The organism is Neobacillus sp. B24 (genome assembly GCF_055381825.1).
This window is the reverse complement of sequence record NZ_AP035777.1, coordinates 1878081-1894096: the sequence shown is the minus strand read 5'-3', so window position 1 is coordinate 1894096 and position 16016 is coordinate 1878081. Positions and strand designations below refer to the sequence as shown.

21 protein-coding genes are annotated in these 16016 nt (G+C 39.0%); 4 read left to right on the top strand and 17 right to left on the bottom strand.

The window, feature by feature from the left end:
- Positions 1 to 3 precede the first annotated feature (3 nt).
- Positions 4 to 783 (bottom strand): patatin-like phospholipase family protein, encoded by a 780-nt coding sequence (locus tag ACZ43M_RS09520; protein WP_464507165.1) that lies wholly within the window; start codon positions 781 to 783, stop codon positions 4 to 6.
- Positions 784 to 977: 194 nt separating this feature from the next.
- Here ACZ43M_RS09520 and ylbJ point away from each other — a divergent pair, with 194 nt between their 5' ends.
- On the top strand, positions 978 to 2201 hold the full coding sequence (gene ylbJ, locus ACZ43M_RS09515; RefSeq protein ID WP_464507164.1) for a sporulation integral membrane protein YlbJ: 1224 nt from the start codon (positions 978 to 980) through the stop codon (positions 2199 to 2201).
- Positions 2202 to 2231: 30 nt separating this feature from the next.
- On the opposite strand, the gene coaD is transcribed toward ylbJ, so the two are convergent.
- The 7 genes from coaD to ACZ43M_RS09480 all read right to left on the bottom strand — a co-directional run bounded on the left by coaD (position 2232) and on the right by ACZ43M_RS09480 (position 5647).
- Positions 2232 to 2711 (bottom strand): pantetheine-phosphate adenylyltransferase, encoded by a 480-nt coding sequence (coaD, locus tag ACZ43M_RS09510; protein WP_464507163.1) that lies wholly within the window; start codon positions 2709 to 2711, stop codon positions 2232 to 2234.
- An 11-nt stretch (positions 2712 to 2722) separates the two neighbouring features.
- Positions 2723 to 3283, bottom strand: coding sequence for a 16S rRNA (guanine(966)-N(2))-methyltransferase RsmD (rsmD, locus tag ACZ43M_RS09505; RefSeq protein WP_464507162.1), 561 nt, complete (start codon positions 3281 to 3283; stop codon positions 2723 to 2725).
- Positions 3284 to 3634: 351 nt separating this feature from the next.
- Positions 3635 to 3910, bottom strand: coding sequence for a YlbG family protein (locus tag ACZ43M_RS09500; RefSeq protein ID WP_464507161.1), 276 nt, complete (start codon positions 3908 to 3910; stop codon positions 3635 to 3637).
- A gap of 116 nt (positions 3911 to 4026) precedes the next feature.
- The gene (locus tag ACZ43M_RS09495; protein WP_464507160.1) at positions 4027 to 4464 is read right to left on the bottom strand and encodes a YlbF/YmcA family competence regulator; all 438 of its coding nucleotides are present in this window, start codon (positions 4462 to 4464) and stop codon (positions 4027 to 4029) included.
- Positions 4465 to 4523: 59 nt separating this feature from the next.
- Positions 4524 to 4895, bottom strand: coding sequence for a hypothetical protein (locus ACZ43M_RS09490; RefSeq protein WP_464507159.1), 372 nt, complete (start codon positions 4893 to 4895; stop codon positions 4524 to 4526).
- Positions 4896 to 4969: 74 nt separating this feature from the next.
- Positions 4970 to 5224 (bottom strand): YlbE-like family protein, encoded by a 255-nt coding sequence (locus tag ACZ43M_RS09485; RefSeq protein WP_464507158.1) that lies wholly within the window; start codon positions 5222 to 5224, stop codon positions 4970 to 4972.
- An 18-nt stretch (positions 5225 to 5242) separates the two neighbouring features.
- The gene (locus ACZ43M_RS09480) at positions 5243 to 5647 is read right to left on the bottom strand and encodes a YlbD family protein (RefSeq protein ID WP_464507157.1); all 405 of its coding nucleotides are present in this window, start codon (positions 5645 to 5647) and stop codon (positions 5243 to 5245) included.
- Positions 5648 to 5795: 148 nt separating this feature from the next.
- Here ACZ43M_RS09480 and ACZ43M_RS09475 point away from each other — a divergent pair, with 148 nt between their 5' ends.
- Both ACZ43M_RS09475 and ACZ43M_RS09470 read left to right on the top strand, forming a co-directional pair.
- Complete coding sequence (locus ACZ43M_RS09475; RefSeq protein WP_464507156.1) at positions 5796 to 6278, top strand: PaaI family thioesterase; 483 nt, start codon at positions 5796 to 5798, stop codon at positions 6276 to 6278.
- Between the two features lie 18 nt (positions 6279 to 6296).
- Entirely contained in the window at positions 6297 to 6659 is a 363-nt protein-coding gene (locus ACZ43M_RS09470) for a hypothetical protein (protein ID WP_464507155.1), read from the top strand.
- A 30-nt stretch (positions 6660 to 6689) separates the two neighbouring features.
- On the opposite strand, the gene ACZ43M_RS09465 is transcribed toward ACZ43M_RS09470, so the two are convergent.
- Both ACZ43M_RS09465 and ACZ43M_RS09460 read right to left on the bottom strand, forming a co-directional pair.
- Positions 6690 to 7640 carry a CAP domain-containing protein gene (locus ACZ43M_RS09465; RefSeq protein ID WP_464507154.1) on the bottom strand — a complete coding sequence of 317 codons (951 nt, stop codon included), beginning with the start codon at positions 7638 to 7640 and terminating at the stop codon, positions 6690 to 6692.
- A 303-nt stretch (positions 7641 to 7943) separates the two neighbouring features.
- Positions 7944 to 8378 carry a CBS domain-containing protein gene (locus ACZ43M_RS09460; RefSeq protein WP_464507153.1) on the bottom strand — a complete coding sequence of 145 codons (435 nt, stop codon included), beginning with the start codon at positions 8376 to 8378 and terminating at the stop codon, positions 7944 to 7946.
- A gap of 183 nt (positions 8379 to 8561) precedes the next feature.
- Here ACZ43M_RS09460 and ACZ43M_RS09455 point away from each other — a divergent pair, with 183 nt between their 5' ends.
- Positions 8562 to 8921 carry a YugN family protein gene (locus tag ACZ43M_RS09455; protein ID WP_464507152.1) on the top strand — a complete coding sequence of 120 codons (360 nt, stop codon included), beginning with the start codon at positions 8562 to 8564 and terminating at the stop codon, positions 8919 to 8921.
- 51 nt (positions 8922 to 8972) lie between these two features.
- Here ACZ43M_RS09455 and ACZ43M_RS09450 read toward each other — a convergent pair whose 3' ends face one another.
- The 7 genes from ACZ43M_RS09450 to cyoE all read right to left on the bottom strand — a co-directional run bounded on the left by ACZ43M_RS09450 (position 8973) and on the right by cyoE (position 15563).
- Positions 8973 to 9437 carry a DUF420 domain-containing protein gene (locus tag ACZ43M_RS09450; protein WP_464507151.1) on the bottom strand — a complete coding sequence of 155 codons (465 nt, stop codon included), beginning with the start codon at positions 9435 to 9437 and terminating at the stop codon, positions 8973 to 8975.
- A 100-nt stretch (positions 9438 to 9537) separates the two neighbouring features.
- Positions 9538 to 10443 carry a cytochrome c oxidase assembly factor CtaG gene (gene ctaG / locus ACZ43M_RS09445; RefSeq protein WP_464507150.1) on the bottom strand — a complete coding sequence of 302 codons (906 nt, stop codon included), beginning with the start codon at positions 10441 to 10443 and terminating at the stop codon, positions 9538 to 9540.
- Positions 10444 to 10609: 166 nt separating this feature from the next.
- A complete protein-coding gene (gene ctaF, locus ACZ43M_RS09440; protein ID WP_464507149.1) occupies positions 10610 to 10945 on the bottom strand; it encodes a cytochrome c oxidase subunit IVB in 336 nt (111 codons plus the stop codon).
- Positions 10946 to 10948: 3 nt separating this feature from the next.
- Positions 10949 to 11581, bottom strand: coding sequence for a cytochrome (ubi)quinol oxidase subunit III (locus tag ACZ43M_RS09435; RefSeq protein WP_464507148.1), 633 nt, complete (start codon positions 11579 to 11581; stop codon positions 10949 to 10951).
- Positions 11581 to 13449 carry a cytochrome c oxidase subunit I gene (gene ctaD, locus ACZ43M_RS09430; RefSeq protein ID WP_464507147.1) on the bottom strand — a complete coding sequence of 623 codons (1869 nt, stop codon included), beginning with the start codon at positions 13447 to 13449 and terminating at the stop codon, positions 11581 to 11583. The genes ACZ43M_RS09435 and ctaD overlap by 1 nt, the downstream gene beginning before the upstream one ends.
- 31 nt (positions 13450 to 13480) lie before the next feature.
- Positions 13481 to 14539, bottom strand: coding sequence for a cytochrome c oxidase subunit II (gene coxB / locus ACZ43M_RS09425; protein WP_464507146.1), 1059 nt, complete (start codon positions 14537 to 14539; stop codon positions 13481 to 13483).
- A 97-nt stretch (positions 14540 to 14636) separates the two neighbouring features.
- Positions 14637 to 15563 carry a heme o synthase gene (gene cyoE, locus ACZ43M_RS09420; RefSeq protein ID WP_464507145.1) on the bottom strand — a complete coding sequence of 309 codons (927 nt, stop codon included), beginning with the start codon at positions 15561 to 15563 and terminating at the stop codon, positions 14637 to 14639.
- Between the last annotated feature and the right edge of the window lie 453 nt (positions 15564 to 16016).

The following is a 16016-nucleotide window of genomic DNA, read 5'->3' as shown; positions in this document are numbered from 1 at the left end:
CGGTCACCTCTTCCACCGGTTAATTGCCAATTGTATTTGCTTTATGTGCTTTTTGGCTTCTTCCTCTCCGATTGTGATAATTTCCTCTATATTCGTAAATGCCCGGGAACTATATTGCTCGACAGGCGGACGGATGATAATATCGGCAGCCATTTCCCTGTAATTAATCACTTCAGTTTGCATAATATCAATGCTTTGCATAATCACATCGTAGATGGAGGTGATTTCCGCATTTCGTTTCACTCTGGAAACATCAACAGCAATAATAATATCTGCTCCCATTTCCTTCGCTACGGAGATTGGTACCCGGTCGGACACGCCGCCGTCAATAAGAATTCTTCCATTATATTTTTCCGGAACAAATATACCAGGAATAGAAATACTAGCCCTGACGGCTTCGGCTATAGGCCCCTGTTTAAAAACCACCTTTTCCCCTGTCAATAAGTCAGTGGCGACAATTCCAATTGGAATCTGCAAATCCTCAATGTTTTTCCCATGAGTAAACATTCTAATAAAATCTTTTACTTTCTTTCCTGCAATAAATCCCATTTTAGGAACGGTAAAATCCAAAAAGTATTTTCTTCTAAAGGCCAATGAGAATTTATATAAGCGGTCGAGGTCTATGCCTGCCCCGTAAAAACTGGCGACAAGCGCGCCCATGCTGCTGCCGGCTATTATATCGATTGGGATCCCTGCATCCTTAAACACCTTGATAACACCCAGATGGGCAAACCCTCGCGCACCGCCGGCTCCTAGTGCCAAGCCAATTTTGGGCTGCTCCATAACAAGTACCTCCCATCGGTTCATAAATCGGATTTATGTCATAAATCTCGTTCAATCTTATGGTCTAATTCAATATTCTATGAGTATATTTATTTTATGTAGGGACAAGGTTGATTGAACGAATAATTTCTATTTTAACATTGAAATGATCGAATTCCCAATCATTACAACAAGAGAGGTGGGATCCCTTTTTCGTGTTTCTTTCAAAGCTCAAAACGATATTTTTAGCTGTAATCGGGACATTATTGGCAGTTTCCCTCATTGCTTTTCCTGAGGAATCCCTTGAAGCCTCGATCCGCGGACTCAATATGTGGTGGAAAATCGTTTTTCCATCCCTGTTACCTTTTTTCATTGTCTCCGAAATGTTAATCGGTTTTGGTGTAGTCAGGTTCATCGGTGTTCTTCTAGAACCTTTTATGAGGCCGATTTTTAAAGTGCCGGGAGTCGGGGGATTTGTCTGGGCAATGGGCTGGGCTTCCGGATATCCCGCTGGCGCAAAATTCACTGCTAGAATGAGACAGGAAGGCAACCTGACGCAAATTGAGGCAGAGAGACTCGTTGCGTTTACGAACTCCTCCAATCCGTTGTTTATTTTCGGAGCAGTAGCAGTAGGCTTTTTCCATAATGCTCAATTAGGCGTCCTTTTAGCTGCTGCCCATTACTTAGGCAATATCTGTGTTGGAATTAGTATGCGTTTTTATGGAAAGGAATCACCTGATAAAGCTGTTGGACAAGGAAATAAAATAAAAATCAAGGAAGCCCTGTCGGCTCTGCATAGAACAAGATTAAAAGACAACCGGCCAATCGGCAAGCTATTAGGTGATGCGGTCAGTTCATCAATTCAAACCTTATTAATGGTTGGCGGGTTTATCATCCTCTTCTCGGTCATTAACAAACTTTTATACCTGCTTCATATTACCGAAGCATTGGCAAGTTCTGTTGAAGTCTTACTATCCGTATTTTCATTCCCGGAAATGTTAAGTATCCCGTTTATTTCAGGACTATTTGAAATCACCTTGGGGAGTGATTTAATTAGTCGTGTTGAAGATGCATCCTTGTTACAGCAGGCAGTTATAACAAGTCTTATCCTTGGTTTCAATGGTTTTAGTGTTCAAGCTCAGGTGGCAAGCATCTTGGCGCAGACGGATATTCGCTTTAAGCCGTTTTTCTTCGCTCGTATCCTGCAAGGGGTATTTGCTGGTTTGTTTGCACTTATCCTGTGGAATCCGCTTTATGTCCGGTATAACAACGAACAACAAGCAGATGCCCTTCCGGTTTTTGGAGACGGAGCAAGAGATATCTACCACAACCTCAGCGATCTTGGCCCGCTCATCACGATTTTTTCTTTAATGGTATATGTCATCATTTTATTTTTCCGGATTAGAAATAATCCACCTATAAATATCAAAAAGAGCTAGCGTTCATTGCCAGCTCTTTTCTATTTATATTTAACTGAACTTTTTTTGAAGTTCTTTTTCTACTGCCGGCGGTACGAGGCCGGAGATGTTTCCTTTATATTTTGCCGCTTCTTTTACAATGCTTGAGCTTAAGAAAGAATATTGGTTGTTAGTCATCATAAAAAAGGTCTCAACGTGGTCATTTAAATATCTGTTCATGGACGTGATTTGCATTTCATATTCAAAGTCAGAAACAGCCCGTAAGCCGCGAAGAATCACTGTCGCATTAACACTTTTTGCATAGTCCACCAACAGGCCAGAAAACTCATCGACCATCACGTTTGGAATATCCTGTGTTACCTCTTGAATAAGCTGAATTCTCTCCTCAACCGTAAACAACGGGTTTTTGGATGAGTTATTTAACACCACAACATGCACCTTATCAAAAACCTTGGCCCCCCTGCGAATAATATCCAAGTGGCCGTATGTAATTGGATCAAAACTTCCCGGACAGACAGCGATACTTGTCATAACGACTCCCCCTAATTTTCGTTTAATCTTGAATAAATTGTAACAGCAATGATGCCATATTTTTCATGCCTTTTTTGTGTGAAATTTCCAACACTTTGAGGTAATTCTACGTCAAAACTATGTTCACAGACAACTATACTGTTTGAGGTTACTAATTTGGACTCATCCATTTTCTCCATTAAGGTGACTAGCTGTTGTTTTTTATAAGGCGGGTCCAAAAAAACATAATCAAACACTATATCCCGTTTCATTAACGCTTTAATGGCACGGTCGGCATCATTTCGATAAATTTCGCTTTGTTGTTCCAATTTGCATGAACTGATATTTTCTCGAATGATTCCAATCGCCTTGCCGTCCCGATCGATAAAAATAACTTTATCTAATCCCCTGCTCAAGGCTTCAATCCCCAATCCGCCGCTGCCAGCAAACAGGTCCAACCCAATACCGCCATCAAAATATGGACCAATCATATTAAAAATGGCTTCTTTTACTTTGTCAGTTGTCGGCCTCGTTGATGTTCCCGGTACTGCTTTAAGGGGTTTTCCCTTATGGACTCCTGAAACCACTCTCACTACAAATCACCACATTTTTCACAAAAGTAAATTTTCATTATACATCCTATCATAATTTATAAAATATAGACAAACTTATAAGGTTGGATAGGAACACTCAACCCTAATATGGAAATTTTAAAAAAAGACGTATAAGCTTGTTTGTTGTGGAAATAATGAAAGTAACAACATCAATTCGAGGATGTTGTTGCCAACCGCGGAGAAGACTTACGTTTCCCCATAAGTTCTTCCTCCGGTTTCTCCTCTCCCTTTGCCTTCTATCCTTTTTTGGGAATTAGAAGGACCCTGCGGATTAGTCTGCAGGGCTTTTTTATTTTTGCATAACAAAAGGTGAGGATTTCCTCCTCACCTTTAGATACCCATCTTATAGTCATATTCCTTGGCTTTATCCGGTGCTGAATTCTCATATTCCATTTTTAGGAACGGTTTATATGAAGGTTCAACCTTTTTGACAAATGAAAAAGAATTCAGCTTTTCGATAATTTCGGCAACATCATCCTGGTTACAATATAGAACAACGTATTTTAATCGTTTGGATACATAATGAACGTTACCAAAGCGTCTTAGCATTTTCGCTTGTTTTAACGAATAAAGCCAAACGACTAATCCTTGTCTTTGAATAAACATACGATTTTCCCCTTAATAAAACCATCATTTTACATAAGTCTAGCATATGAAAAGATACTATTTCAATTTAAACTTGCAGAGATTAAAAAAATCAGCTTGGAATAAGCTGATTTCATTCATCCACACCCGCAGCTTCCTCCGCTGCCGCAGCCGCTTCCATGACCTTTGTCAAAGAAGGGGTTGCCGGTGGGAACTTTTATTTGTTTAGAAACAGCACCGCCAATTAGTAGACTTATCTCATCCAATAAGCTTTGCAAATCATTTTCCGCTAATTTAAATTCTGCCACATGAGGGTCCATATCCATCTCCCGCTTAAATTCACGAATCTGCATCATAACTCGTTTATAATCGGGATGATATTTGCCAAACCTTTGAACCTCCTCATAAAGCTCCTTAAGGCTGACAAAACGTTTTATTTTATTTTGAGCCTCACGGCTTGATTGCAATTTTTTTAAACTTTTCCGGTATTGTTCGGCTACGTCCGATTCCAATACCATCTTCGCCAAATCTTCGGCATACTCAAGTATTTCAACGCTTTCTAATGTAGCAAGCAAAATCGCCCACCTCCACTGCTATTTTAACATGAAAATTGGTAGAAAGCGAAAATTTCCGTTTACTTAGGGATATTTACCATAAATTCTTTCCTTAACCCATATGGTTTATTATGTAAATTCACTACATCCAGAGCAATTTTATGACTGCCCGGGGAAAGTCCTTTAATAATAAAAACCGCTTGGTCTGCCTCTTGCTTCCTTTGCTCATCTATCCAAATAATGATTTTACCGGTCCTTTGCCCAGGACCTTCTCCTTTACGGAAGCTAATTCCGCTAACAATACATTCCACTAAAACGGACCTGTCCTTTGTTTTGTGGTTTACATAAAAAGAGGGGAATTCCTTTGTGTTTGCTTCCACGTTTAAAGAAAGCCCGTCTGAAAACAGGCAAGTCATTACTACTATTAAACCAATTGGCAGTATTTTTTTCATGCGTACCACTCCTTTATGATTGTATTGTTAGTCTGTTCATTATTTTTTATTTACAATAAAAAAGGCCACATATATCAAATGTGCCCTCCGTTATTCTGATTCTTCATGGCCATAAACATGGAATACATCATCGAGGCCATTTGAACACCGTAAGAAAACTTCTCAACCTGGTGCGGAATCGTTTTTTTGTAATGATGCAATGAAGCAACCTCAAGTGCTTGTAAGTCATATGGGTTTCTGGACAACTTTCGATACCATATCGGTTGTTCGCGAATAAACTTTTTTAAATCCCGTTGTCCTTCCAAATAATCAAGAATATCTTTTCTCATCTTTATTGCCCCTCTTAATTAATCTTGTCTAAAGGAGAATGGATGCGGTGGCCCCTCCGGCCTTTTTGTTGGTGTATTAGCAGTATTCCCTCCTTGAAATTGCGTTAGCAACCCCTGAATCGCCGAAACCGCCTCGCTGGCATTTTGAAGGTATGTTTGCATTTGATTAGGATCCATTTTCTTGAACATCCCCATAATATTGGACATAAAGTCCCCCTTGGCATCATCTTCGGTTTTCGATTGATCCGCCTTCACCTCTCCAATAGCGTCCCAGCGTTTATCTTCCTCCCCAAGTAAATACCAGTCCTCGTATAGTTCTTGCCAAGTGGCATTACCTTTTCTTACTTCTTGTATGATTTTTGGATTGTTTTTAACGAACTCTTTAAACTTCTGAACGGAAGGATGCAAATTTTTTGTTGTCATTGTTCTCACCTCAGCCCAATTTCATCCCATATTAAAATATGACGCAAATTAAAAAAGGTGAAACCTGTAAAGCACGTTTAAATATTTATTAAAACAATTGTAAATGGTAAGATGTTTTATGAAGATGAAATGAAAGAGGTATATAAAAATGAGCGATGAGTTAAGACAACTTTTGGATTCATGTATCGAAAATGGCTCTGAGACAGATTTACAAGTGTTGTCCTATCTGTTACAAGGTGTACAAAAAAAAATCAAGGGAAACAGCGAAGCCTACATAGGCGGACTGCTTCATATGAAGAGAAAAATAGACAAGCAGTCCTGTGAAATTACTATTCCAATAAACCCAGCAATCAACAATAACTTAAATATTGTTCACGGCGGGATTACTGCAACCCTCCTTGATACCGCAATGGGCTCATTGGCAAATTATATTCTGCCTGAAGGATTCGGTGCAGTCACCAATCAATTAAATATCCATTATATTGCACCGGGTATTGGTGATCATTTGCACTGCAGGGCTGAAATCATTCATCAGGGAACAAAAACGATAGTCGTCTCCGGAGAAGCTTACCGAAGTGATGGGAAAAAAATCGCCTATGCCACAGGTACGTTTTTTACCATTCCAAAATGATATAGGAGGATTAATAAAATGGTCACTGCCATTTTAATCCCAATTGTTTGCATTTATTTTTATTGGCTTACCAAAAAAGAAATGAAAGAGCATGACAAAGAATGGCTAGCTTCTGGTGAAATTAAGCATGAGGCCGTATTAAAAGGGGTTATAAAAAGTATTTATGCCGAAAAGCAGCGTTTTTATTATAACCGTTACCTTTATATTCACACGCTTGTGATACAAGCTGACGCTAAATCAATAACGGTAAAAAAAATAGTTCCTTTAACGAAAGATTTAAAGCCGGACAACTTTACTGTTGGCGACATAATCACGGTTTTTGGAAGATGGGAAGCTAATACATTTTTATTTAATCATTACGAAACTAAAAAAATGGAATAACTAAAAACAGGGGAACAGATTTCTGTTCCCCTACTCTTCTGTTTTTTTTATAAAATTTTGAGTGTAATACTTTTGATAGACTCCTACTCCCAAATGAGTAAAGTCCTCATTTAATAGCGAATCCCGATGGCCTTTACTATTTAGCCAGCCCTCCACCACTGCTGGTGCATCAGTATAATTAGCGGCAATATTCTCGCCGGCCGATTCATAGGCAACCTCCGCCCGATTTAAGCGGTCGGAAAGGCTCCCAAATTTCTTCGATGTATGGGAAAAGTCATTGTTTTCAGCCATATCTTGACTATGTCCAAGGGCGACTTCAGCCGTATCCTCGTCCCATTGCAGCGGTGATAATTGATGCCGTGTCCTTAACACATTGGTAATTTCAAATATCTCCTGTTCTGCCCCAGTTTCAATGGATTTCCACATTTCCTCCGTCGGTACCGCCGATTCAATTAACTCCCCACGATAAACCAGCTCGTACGGCCTTTGTTTTATCAATGTATCGGCTGTTAAAAAACGTACACTTGAAAGCGTCCCAGTAAACTTGTCTATATAAAGCTGAACGTAAATATCGCCTAATTGTACAATTGGCCGAAGATTTAGATCAGTATCATTCAACTCAAAACGATAAGAATTCCCATTGTATTCAAGATTAATATTAGTATCGATAAATTGCGTATTAAAGATCTCCTCTACCGGCTGGCCAATTTCAAACGGTGCAACATTTAAACTTTCACCAAGCGCAAATATAGTAACTACCTGGTTATTTTCCACCCCAATTTGGGCATAACGGCTATGATCCAAATTATAAATATACCATTGGTAACCATACAGAGTTTCATCAATCCGTTGCGGCGGACCAAATTCATTAAGCAGTTCTGTAAGACTTCTTCCGATTAAAAGCGCCATACCTTCTACAGGCTTTTCGGAAATTTTTCTATTTTGGCTTTCATCTTTCTTATTAGACCAAGTCTGTTCCATTTCGGATGTATGATCTTCCTTAATTAATACCCCCTCTTGATTCTTTTCATTTATTCCAGCATAAAATCCTATAGTCAGGATGACAGCGGAAAGGATCAAAATTCTAAATAGGGCTCGCAGAGGTTTACCCCCTCTCTAAAAATTCTCTATCATTATATGTATCGATAAAATAATTATATCATTTACAATGAATTAAGAAATAGCTGTTATCCAAAATATCAGATAATTAGGCGCTAGATAAATAAAACAGGTACTTTTGCGTACCTGTTTAAAAGGAGAATTGCTTGTTGAAGTATAATAATTTTAATGTTGTACCCCATTATGATTTTGTTCAGAAATTTCCGTGAGTGCCTGCTTTGCCTGATCATCGGTTAATTCACGTATCGCAAAATCACCAAGTGAAACTATTCCTATAAGTTTACCGTTTTCAACAACGGGAAGACGGCGTATTTGATGCTCTGCCATTAACTTTGCTGCCTCTCTACTGGTTTTATCAGGGGAAACGGTAATCAGTTTATCACTCATAATATCTTCCACTTTTGTTGATCCAGGGTGCTTTTCCGCTACTCCTCGTACTACGATATCCCGGTCGGTAATCATCCCTACTAATTTATCCTGATCCACAATCGGAATAGCGCCAACATTTAGCTCTTTCATTTTTACTGCTACTTCATAAACATTATCTAATAATGTGCAGCATTCTACGTCATCGGTCATAATATCACGAATTTTTTCCATTTTATCGCCTCCGGGAAAATTACTATACTCAACTATAGAATTTTCCCATTTATGATGAATTATTCGTTAATTGAATTCATTGCAAGTTATTACTTTTTCATCTATTATTAAAATGAATTCATAATGCTATAAAACCATAAACTAAACACAGGGGTATGGCAGCGTTTTAGGAGGGAGTTTATCATGAAATTTGAAAATACCGGAATTGAAAAAATGAAGGCAGAACTTAACCGATTGGATGAGGTCATGGAAGCCCACAAATTGGTTCGCGCCGGACAGTGGGACTATGAACGGGTTACATACGACCGCAAATTTGAAATGAGAGAAGGGATATTCTACCTTCGTATTCAGGGCTATGCGGTTGAAGGGGATGTCGATACTTTTAAAGCAAGTATTCAATTACTGACTCCGCTGCTTGGCAAGCACTATTATCCACACGGAGTTGAGTACGGTGAAGGCGAAAACTTCCCGGCATCACTTGTAAATCAGTGTAAAAAGATCATTGAAGAAGTTAAAGCAGAAATCAGCAAATTTGCTGAATAACATTGTAAAGGACACATGAGCAGTTCATGTGTCCTTTCTTTAACCTTAAAATTAAAATCCTAGTATTGCTTTGATCATCGATGTCGTTTCCCCGCCATGATAAAAAACATACAGTAACAAATATACTGCCACACCGGTAATCGCAGTAAAAAACCAGACGATACTGGTAAAAGGCCCGAGTTTCCGGTGAAGTGACAGCTTGTTTTTATACCCTGATAATAATGACAATACTCCTAATCCTGCTCCAAGCGTCGCTAATGTGATATGAAAAATTAAAAATACGGTATAGTAAATTTTTATATCATCAGGTCCGCCAAATGCTGTATTGCCGATAAACACTGTTCTGGATGCGTAAATGATAAAGAAGATAAGGGCGAAAATAGCAGCTAACAGCATCGTCTTTTTATGTGTTTCAATTTTCCTCTGTTTTATCTGCCACCAGCCAATTGCAACCGTTATCCCGCTTAAAACAATAAAAGTAGTACTAATTGTAGGCAAAATCGGTAATGAATCCATTAATAGTCCTCTCTTTTTCCATGTATTCTACCATTATAGTAGAGTAACAGTCCTTTTTTTTCAAACAATACATAAGAAAATCTCCCTGAACTTAGGGAGATTATTTTACAGGTGATGGATTTAAGGTTTGAGTCATAGCCTGTTCAGATTCAGCCTGATCCTTACGGTACCATTCAAAAAAGACCCGCGCCAGGATAAATCCATAAATAACTTCTTGCATGACTTTCATTAATACACCGCCAAGCTGTTGGTCATGAACCAAGGACATTGAACTAAAAAGCTCAGGGCCGCTTAAGTTCAAGCTGGCAAAGTTCGCACTGCCTACGCATAAACTCATCACATTCCCCCATACAGCGGGGTCTGAATACGTTGAGTACAGCGAAGTATCAGCAAAGATAATCAAAGCACAAGCTGGTGTTATCAAGATGCCGTCTGCAAAAAGGTATCCTACTTTTTTGAGACCGTTCAAGGTCTGGTGTTCAGAAAGCCGATTCAAGAGCGGCCACCACATAAAGACTGCCACTACAAACAACACAAAGGAGTATAAAGTATGAATCCAAAAGTTTTGCATCACATGGTCAAAAATTAACGGCACATGGTAAAACGAAAATAAACCATTAAATACAATCAAAGCAATAAGCGGTTTTGTAAAAAAATTAAACAGGGTATTGATCAATCTAACCTCAAAAAGTTTTCTCCATACCCAGTCTGGGATGGCAAAAATAAATAGCGGCGGGATTAATAAGACCAGTGCAACCATTTGAATCATATGAACATAAAACATCAAATGTGCCATAACATCGAGCGGGGAGCCTTTAATCGCGTAAACAAGAACCATTGATAGCAAAAACAAAGAAGCCTGTTGTTTTGTTAATTTTTCGCTGCCAGGAAACAGGTGTCGATACTTTGTGGTAAGCAAAAAATAGCCTGCGGTCACAGCAACCATAAATAGTAAAAAGTATGGGCTCCAAAGTGCTTTGAATCCGAAAATATCTAACGTCAGCACTATATATCACCTCATTATTAATAGAAAGAATTATTGTCTTTATTATATCCTTGGCCGATATAAGAAGCAAAGAAATGAACCTTTCCGGTTTTTCCGTGTTTTTAAAAAAGGGAAATCGGCACAAACCGATTTCCCCAAAAATTAAAGTCATGCATCACTTTTCTAATTACCACCAGATAATCGTCATAAATACCAGCACCGTCACTAATCCAACGAATAACCCTGAATATAGGAATAACGAAGGGGCTTCATGGCCTTTATGGCTCATATGCATGAAGTAATAAAGCTGAAACACTACTTGGATGAATGCCAACAAAAGAATAAATGGAAGCGTAAACCAAGCAGTAAATCCCTCAACCGCAACAGCCGCGAAGGCTACCAATGTTAAGAAAATCATTAGTGCAAATGAAACTACTTGGTATTTCATTTCTTCTGCACTCTTGCGGCGGCGATATTCAAGATCAACTCTTGGGTTACCAGAATTTAATTGTTGATTTGTCATCGTTTATCCCACCATTCCCATTAAATAAACTACAGTAAAGATAAATACCCAAACAACATCGATAAAGTGCCAATAAAGGCTGGCCACATAAAACTTTGGAGCATTGTACAAATCCAATCCACGCTTATAATTGCGAAGTATCAGCGTTAGGATCCAAAGAAGACCAAAGGTAACGTGACCACCATGGAAACCGACTAACGTGTAAAACGCGGAACCAAAGGCACTGCTCGTAAAGGTATGATGATACTCATGTACATAATGGGTAAACTCGTAAACCTCTAATGCTAGGAAGCCGGCTCCAAGCAAGACTGTGATACCAAGCCAGAGGTTCATTTTTTGTGAATTAAAGTTTTTCATATGATACATTGCATATACACTTGTTAACGAGCTGGTTAATAACAGCATCGTCGCAACAAATGTAAGTGGAAGCTCAAACAAGTCCTTGGCCAAAGCGGCTTCAGCCGGGTTTGGCACCTTATCCTTTAATGCCAGGTAGGTGGCAAAGAGAGAGGCGAACAACACAGTCTCTCCCCCTAAGAATAACCAGAAACCTAAAAATTTATTTTTCGCTTCAAGGGTCGATTTTTCTGGCTCTGCAGGCCATGTTTCATAGGTTAATTTTTCTTCAGCGTGCATTATGCCTTAACCCCCTTATCATTATCATCCATTAATTCTTCTTTATGAATGTGGAATCCATGGTCGTCTTTTACAGAACGCACGAACATGGAACCAAAGGTAATCAGTAAACCGACAATGATTACTGGTACTGCCCATGATTTTTCGCCATTATATAAGGCACCGAAAGCAGCAACGAATAACCCAAATGCAATGACAAATGGAATAAAGGAAGAATTCGGCATATGAATATCCCCTAGCGGCTCAGCAGGTGTCATGCCTTTCTTGCCTTCTGTTTTTTCTAACCATAAAGCATCCAGACCACGTACAAGCGGAAGTTGCTTGAAGTTGTAGAATGGCGGTGGTGATGGAATGGCCCATTCAAGTGTTCTTCCATCTCCCCAAGGGTCATCGCCAACCTTAACATTTTTCACAGATGTCATGATAACGTTAATGACAAGAACAATAACACCAAGTGACATAAATAATGCCCCAACAGAGCTGATCATATTGGAAGTGTCAAAACCTTGACCTGGCAGGTACGTAAATACTCGGCGCGGCATTCCCCACAGTCCAAGGAAGTGTTGAATAAAGAATGTCAAATGGAAACCTGTAAAGAATAACCAAAAAGTTATTTTTCCGAGGGTTTCGTTTAACATCGTACCGAACATTTTTGGCCACCAGTAATGAACTGCCGCAAAAATTCCAAATACTACACCACCAACGATAACGTAGTGGAAGTGAGCAACAACGAAATAACTGTCATGGTACTGGTAGTCTGCTGCAGCAGATGCAAGCATTACCCCGGTTACCCCTCCGATAACGAATGAAGGAATAAACGCAAAGGCCCAATACATCGGGGTGGTAAATTTCACACTGCCTCCCCACATGGTGAATAGCCAGTTGAAAATTTTAATCCCCGTCGGAACACCAATCGCCATTGTTGCTACGGCAAAGATTGCATTGGCCACTGGGCCTAAACCAGTTGTAAACATGTGGTGAGCCCAAACCATGAAGCCTAAGAAACCGATTAGCACTGTCGCAAATACCATCGAAGAGTAACCGAATAAACGTTTCCTTGAAAAAGTAGAGAAAATTTCCGAGAAAATCCCAAATGCCGGAAGCACCAAGATATAAACCTCAGGGTGTCCAAAAATCCAGAATAAATGCTCCCAGATTACAGTGTTACCTCCATTGGCAACAACAAAGAAATTCGATCCAAACATGCGGTCAAACATCATCAAAACAAGACCTACAGTTAACGGAGGGAATGCAAATAAAATCAAAGCTGATGCCACAAAAGTTGTCCATGTAAATAACGGCATTCTCATATAGGTCATACCTGGAGCACGCATGTTAATAATGGTCACTAGGAAGTTAATACCACCAATTAATGTCCCAATACCTGAAATCTGCAAGCCCAGCACATAGAAGTCGATTCCATGCCCTTTTGAGTGAATCGCAAGTGACGCATAGGAAGTCCATCCAGCATCAGGCGCGCCGCCCATAAACCATGAAAGGTTTAGGAATACTCCACCAAAAAAGAATAACCAGAAGCCAAGTGCATTTACAAACGGAAACGCTACGTCACGTGCACCAATTTGCAGCGGCATTACCGCATTCATAAATCCTAATAAAATCGGCATGGCCGCCAAGAAAATCATCGTTGTTCCGTGCATGGTGATGATTTCATTAAACGTACCAGCACTGACAAAATCATTATTTGGTACCGCAAGCTGAATTCTAATTAAGACAGCCTCGATACCACCCACTACGAAGAAAAATCCACCTGCTAAGAGATATAGGATTGCGATCTTTTTATGGTCAACTGTTGTTAAAAAGTCCCATATAGTCGCCCCAAACCCCTTCTTTTGAGCCAAGGTACTCACTATTTTACCTCCCTTTCAACCATTTCCCCACTTAGTCCTGAACTTTTAAGCCCATTAAGTATTCAGCAAGGGCTTCTAATTGTTTTTCATCAAATTCCGGATACTTATCAGTCATTGTGTTGCCTGGTTTATATTTTTCAGGATCACGGATCCAATTCTTTAGTTCCGTTTTATTATGATCCAATATACCAGCAACACGGGATCTTTCACCAAAGTTTGATAAGTTTGGAGCCATCCTTGCAGTATCAGGCATTTGGTTAGAAGGTGTAACAGCATGACAACCGATACAGCTTTGATTGAATAGCTCCTGTCCTTGTGCAGCCACATCAGTTTTTGCTTTTTGCGGCTCCTTAACAGATTGCATATCTTTTACCCATGAGTCAAATTCATCACGAGGCATGGCTTTTACTTTGAAGTCCATCAAAGCGTGAGACGGGCCACAAAGCTCAGCACACTTTCCGTAAAAAAGATCACCGGCTTCATTGGCTTTTTTCTCGTCAAACACAAGCCAGAATTTATTTACGTTTTCTGTATTCGTGTCCATTTTACCGCCTACAGCAGGAATCCAAAATGAGTGTTTCACATCCAGGGATTTTAAATCAAAATAAACCTTTTCATTTGTTGGTACAACTAAATCCTGACTTGTAACAATCTTCTGTTTTGGATATTCAAAATCCCACCAATATAAATGAGAGCGGACTTTAATGACAAGTGCATCTGACTTCTCCTTATCCATTTCTTTAACATCAGCAAGCTTAAAAGTTGCTGAAACTGTCGGAACAGCTAAAAGCAAAAGTAAAAGGATTGGAATAACCGTCCAGATAATTTCTAATTTATGACTTCCTTCCACCTGTTTTGGAATTCGGTCATCTTTTCTCCTAAAACGTAAGAAAACAATGACGAAAATAATTGAAACAACTAAAATAACTCCAACCATAATGTACGTACTTAACGCCATCAAATCGTACTGAATTTTAGCAACTTCACCGGCAGGCTTTAATGAGGAAAGGAACGGTTCGCCACAACCGGAAAGTACAAGCGCCAAAATCGCAAACAGCGAAATCAAACGCCATTTTGCAAACCTTTTCATGCTTAATCAAACCCCTCTTTCGTGTTAAATTGATAATATAAATGTTGGACCAAAGAAGTATGTAGAGCGAGGCAGTCTTAAGCCTCAAGATACAAAACTAAATTAATGTAACAACAACCATCGCCACAAAAATAATAGTTAAGTATTGAATGGAATAAACAAACATTAGTTTTGCCCACTTAATGTCATCTTTGATCTTATATCCATAAATCCCTAATGCAAGCCAGCCGATGTTTAATACGGTAGCAAGAATTAGAAATGGGATTCCCAATTGTTGTAGAAAAAATGGGATTGGCAGGAGAGCAATTACCCAAAGTAAAATGCTTCTTTTGGTGGCTTTAAAGCCCTTTACAACTGGCAGCATCGGAATACCTGCTGCTCTGTATTCATTTACCCTTCTCATTGCTAGTGCATAGAAGTGCGGCGGCTGCCATACAAACATAAGTACAAACAAAACCCAAGCCATCATATCTAGATTTGCATCCACTGCTGCCCAGCCAATCAGCGGTGGTACAGCTCCTGAGAAACTGCCAATAATCGTGTTTGAGACTAATTGACGCTTTGACCATAGCGTATAAAGAACTACATAACTAAAAACTCCAAGCAGCCCAATTACTGTTGCAGTTACGGTAGTTAAGAATAAACACAGTGTTCCCAGCCCGATAAGGAAAATACCCAAGCCAAGAACTTTCGCAGGGATTACCTTTCCTGTGACGGTAGGTCTTGCTTTTGTCCGCTCCATTAAATGGTCAATATCCCGGTCTACGTAGTTATTAATCGCACAAGAACCAGCTATTATCAGTGATGAACCTGCCACAGTATAAAAAATAATATCTAAATTATTTAAAAAGCTCTGTCCTGTGAAATGGAGGGCAAGCCATAAACCGGTAAAAGTAGTAATCACGTTTGAATTTACGATCCCTATTTTAATTAGGGCCATAAAGTCACTCCACGCAGAAGACTTTACTGCAACAGAATCCAGGCTTGTCACACCTTTTTCTATAGCAGCCTTTGAATTAGACATTCAATTTCTCCTCCTAATCTAAAAACCCAGCGTTTTCCAATAAAAATAACGTGATTTAAACAACACTTTCTCTGTATATTAAATCACACTTTGCGAAGTTTTTGTGAATTTTTTTTGAATAATTTTTGACCAAATTGTGAAAACGTGATTTTTATCATAATTTTATTCTATTTTATAATATTTTTTAAATAAAAATAAGTACAATTTAAGATAAAATGTGAAAAATTTCTATGTATTTAGTCATTCTTATTTGCAGCATAGCCCGTTCCTATTCTCTAAGTAATATATTAAGGAATACAGAAATGATTCTTACTTTATGTCATTAAGGCATTGCAATCGAGGTTTCTACGTTTTTCACTATAATAATAGTGAAAAACGAATATTATTCAAGAGCTTTGTCTTTTTATAAAAATCCCCAAGTTCTTAGTCCGAAATTCTGTTCTTTTTCGGCAG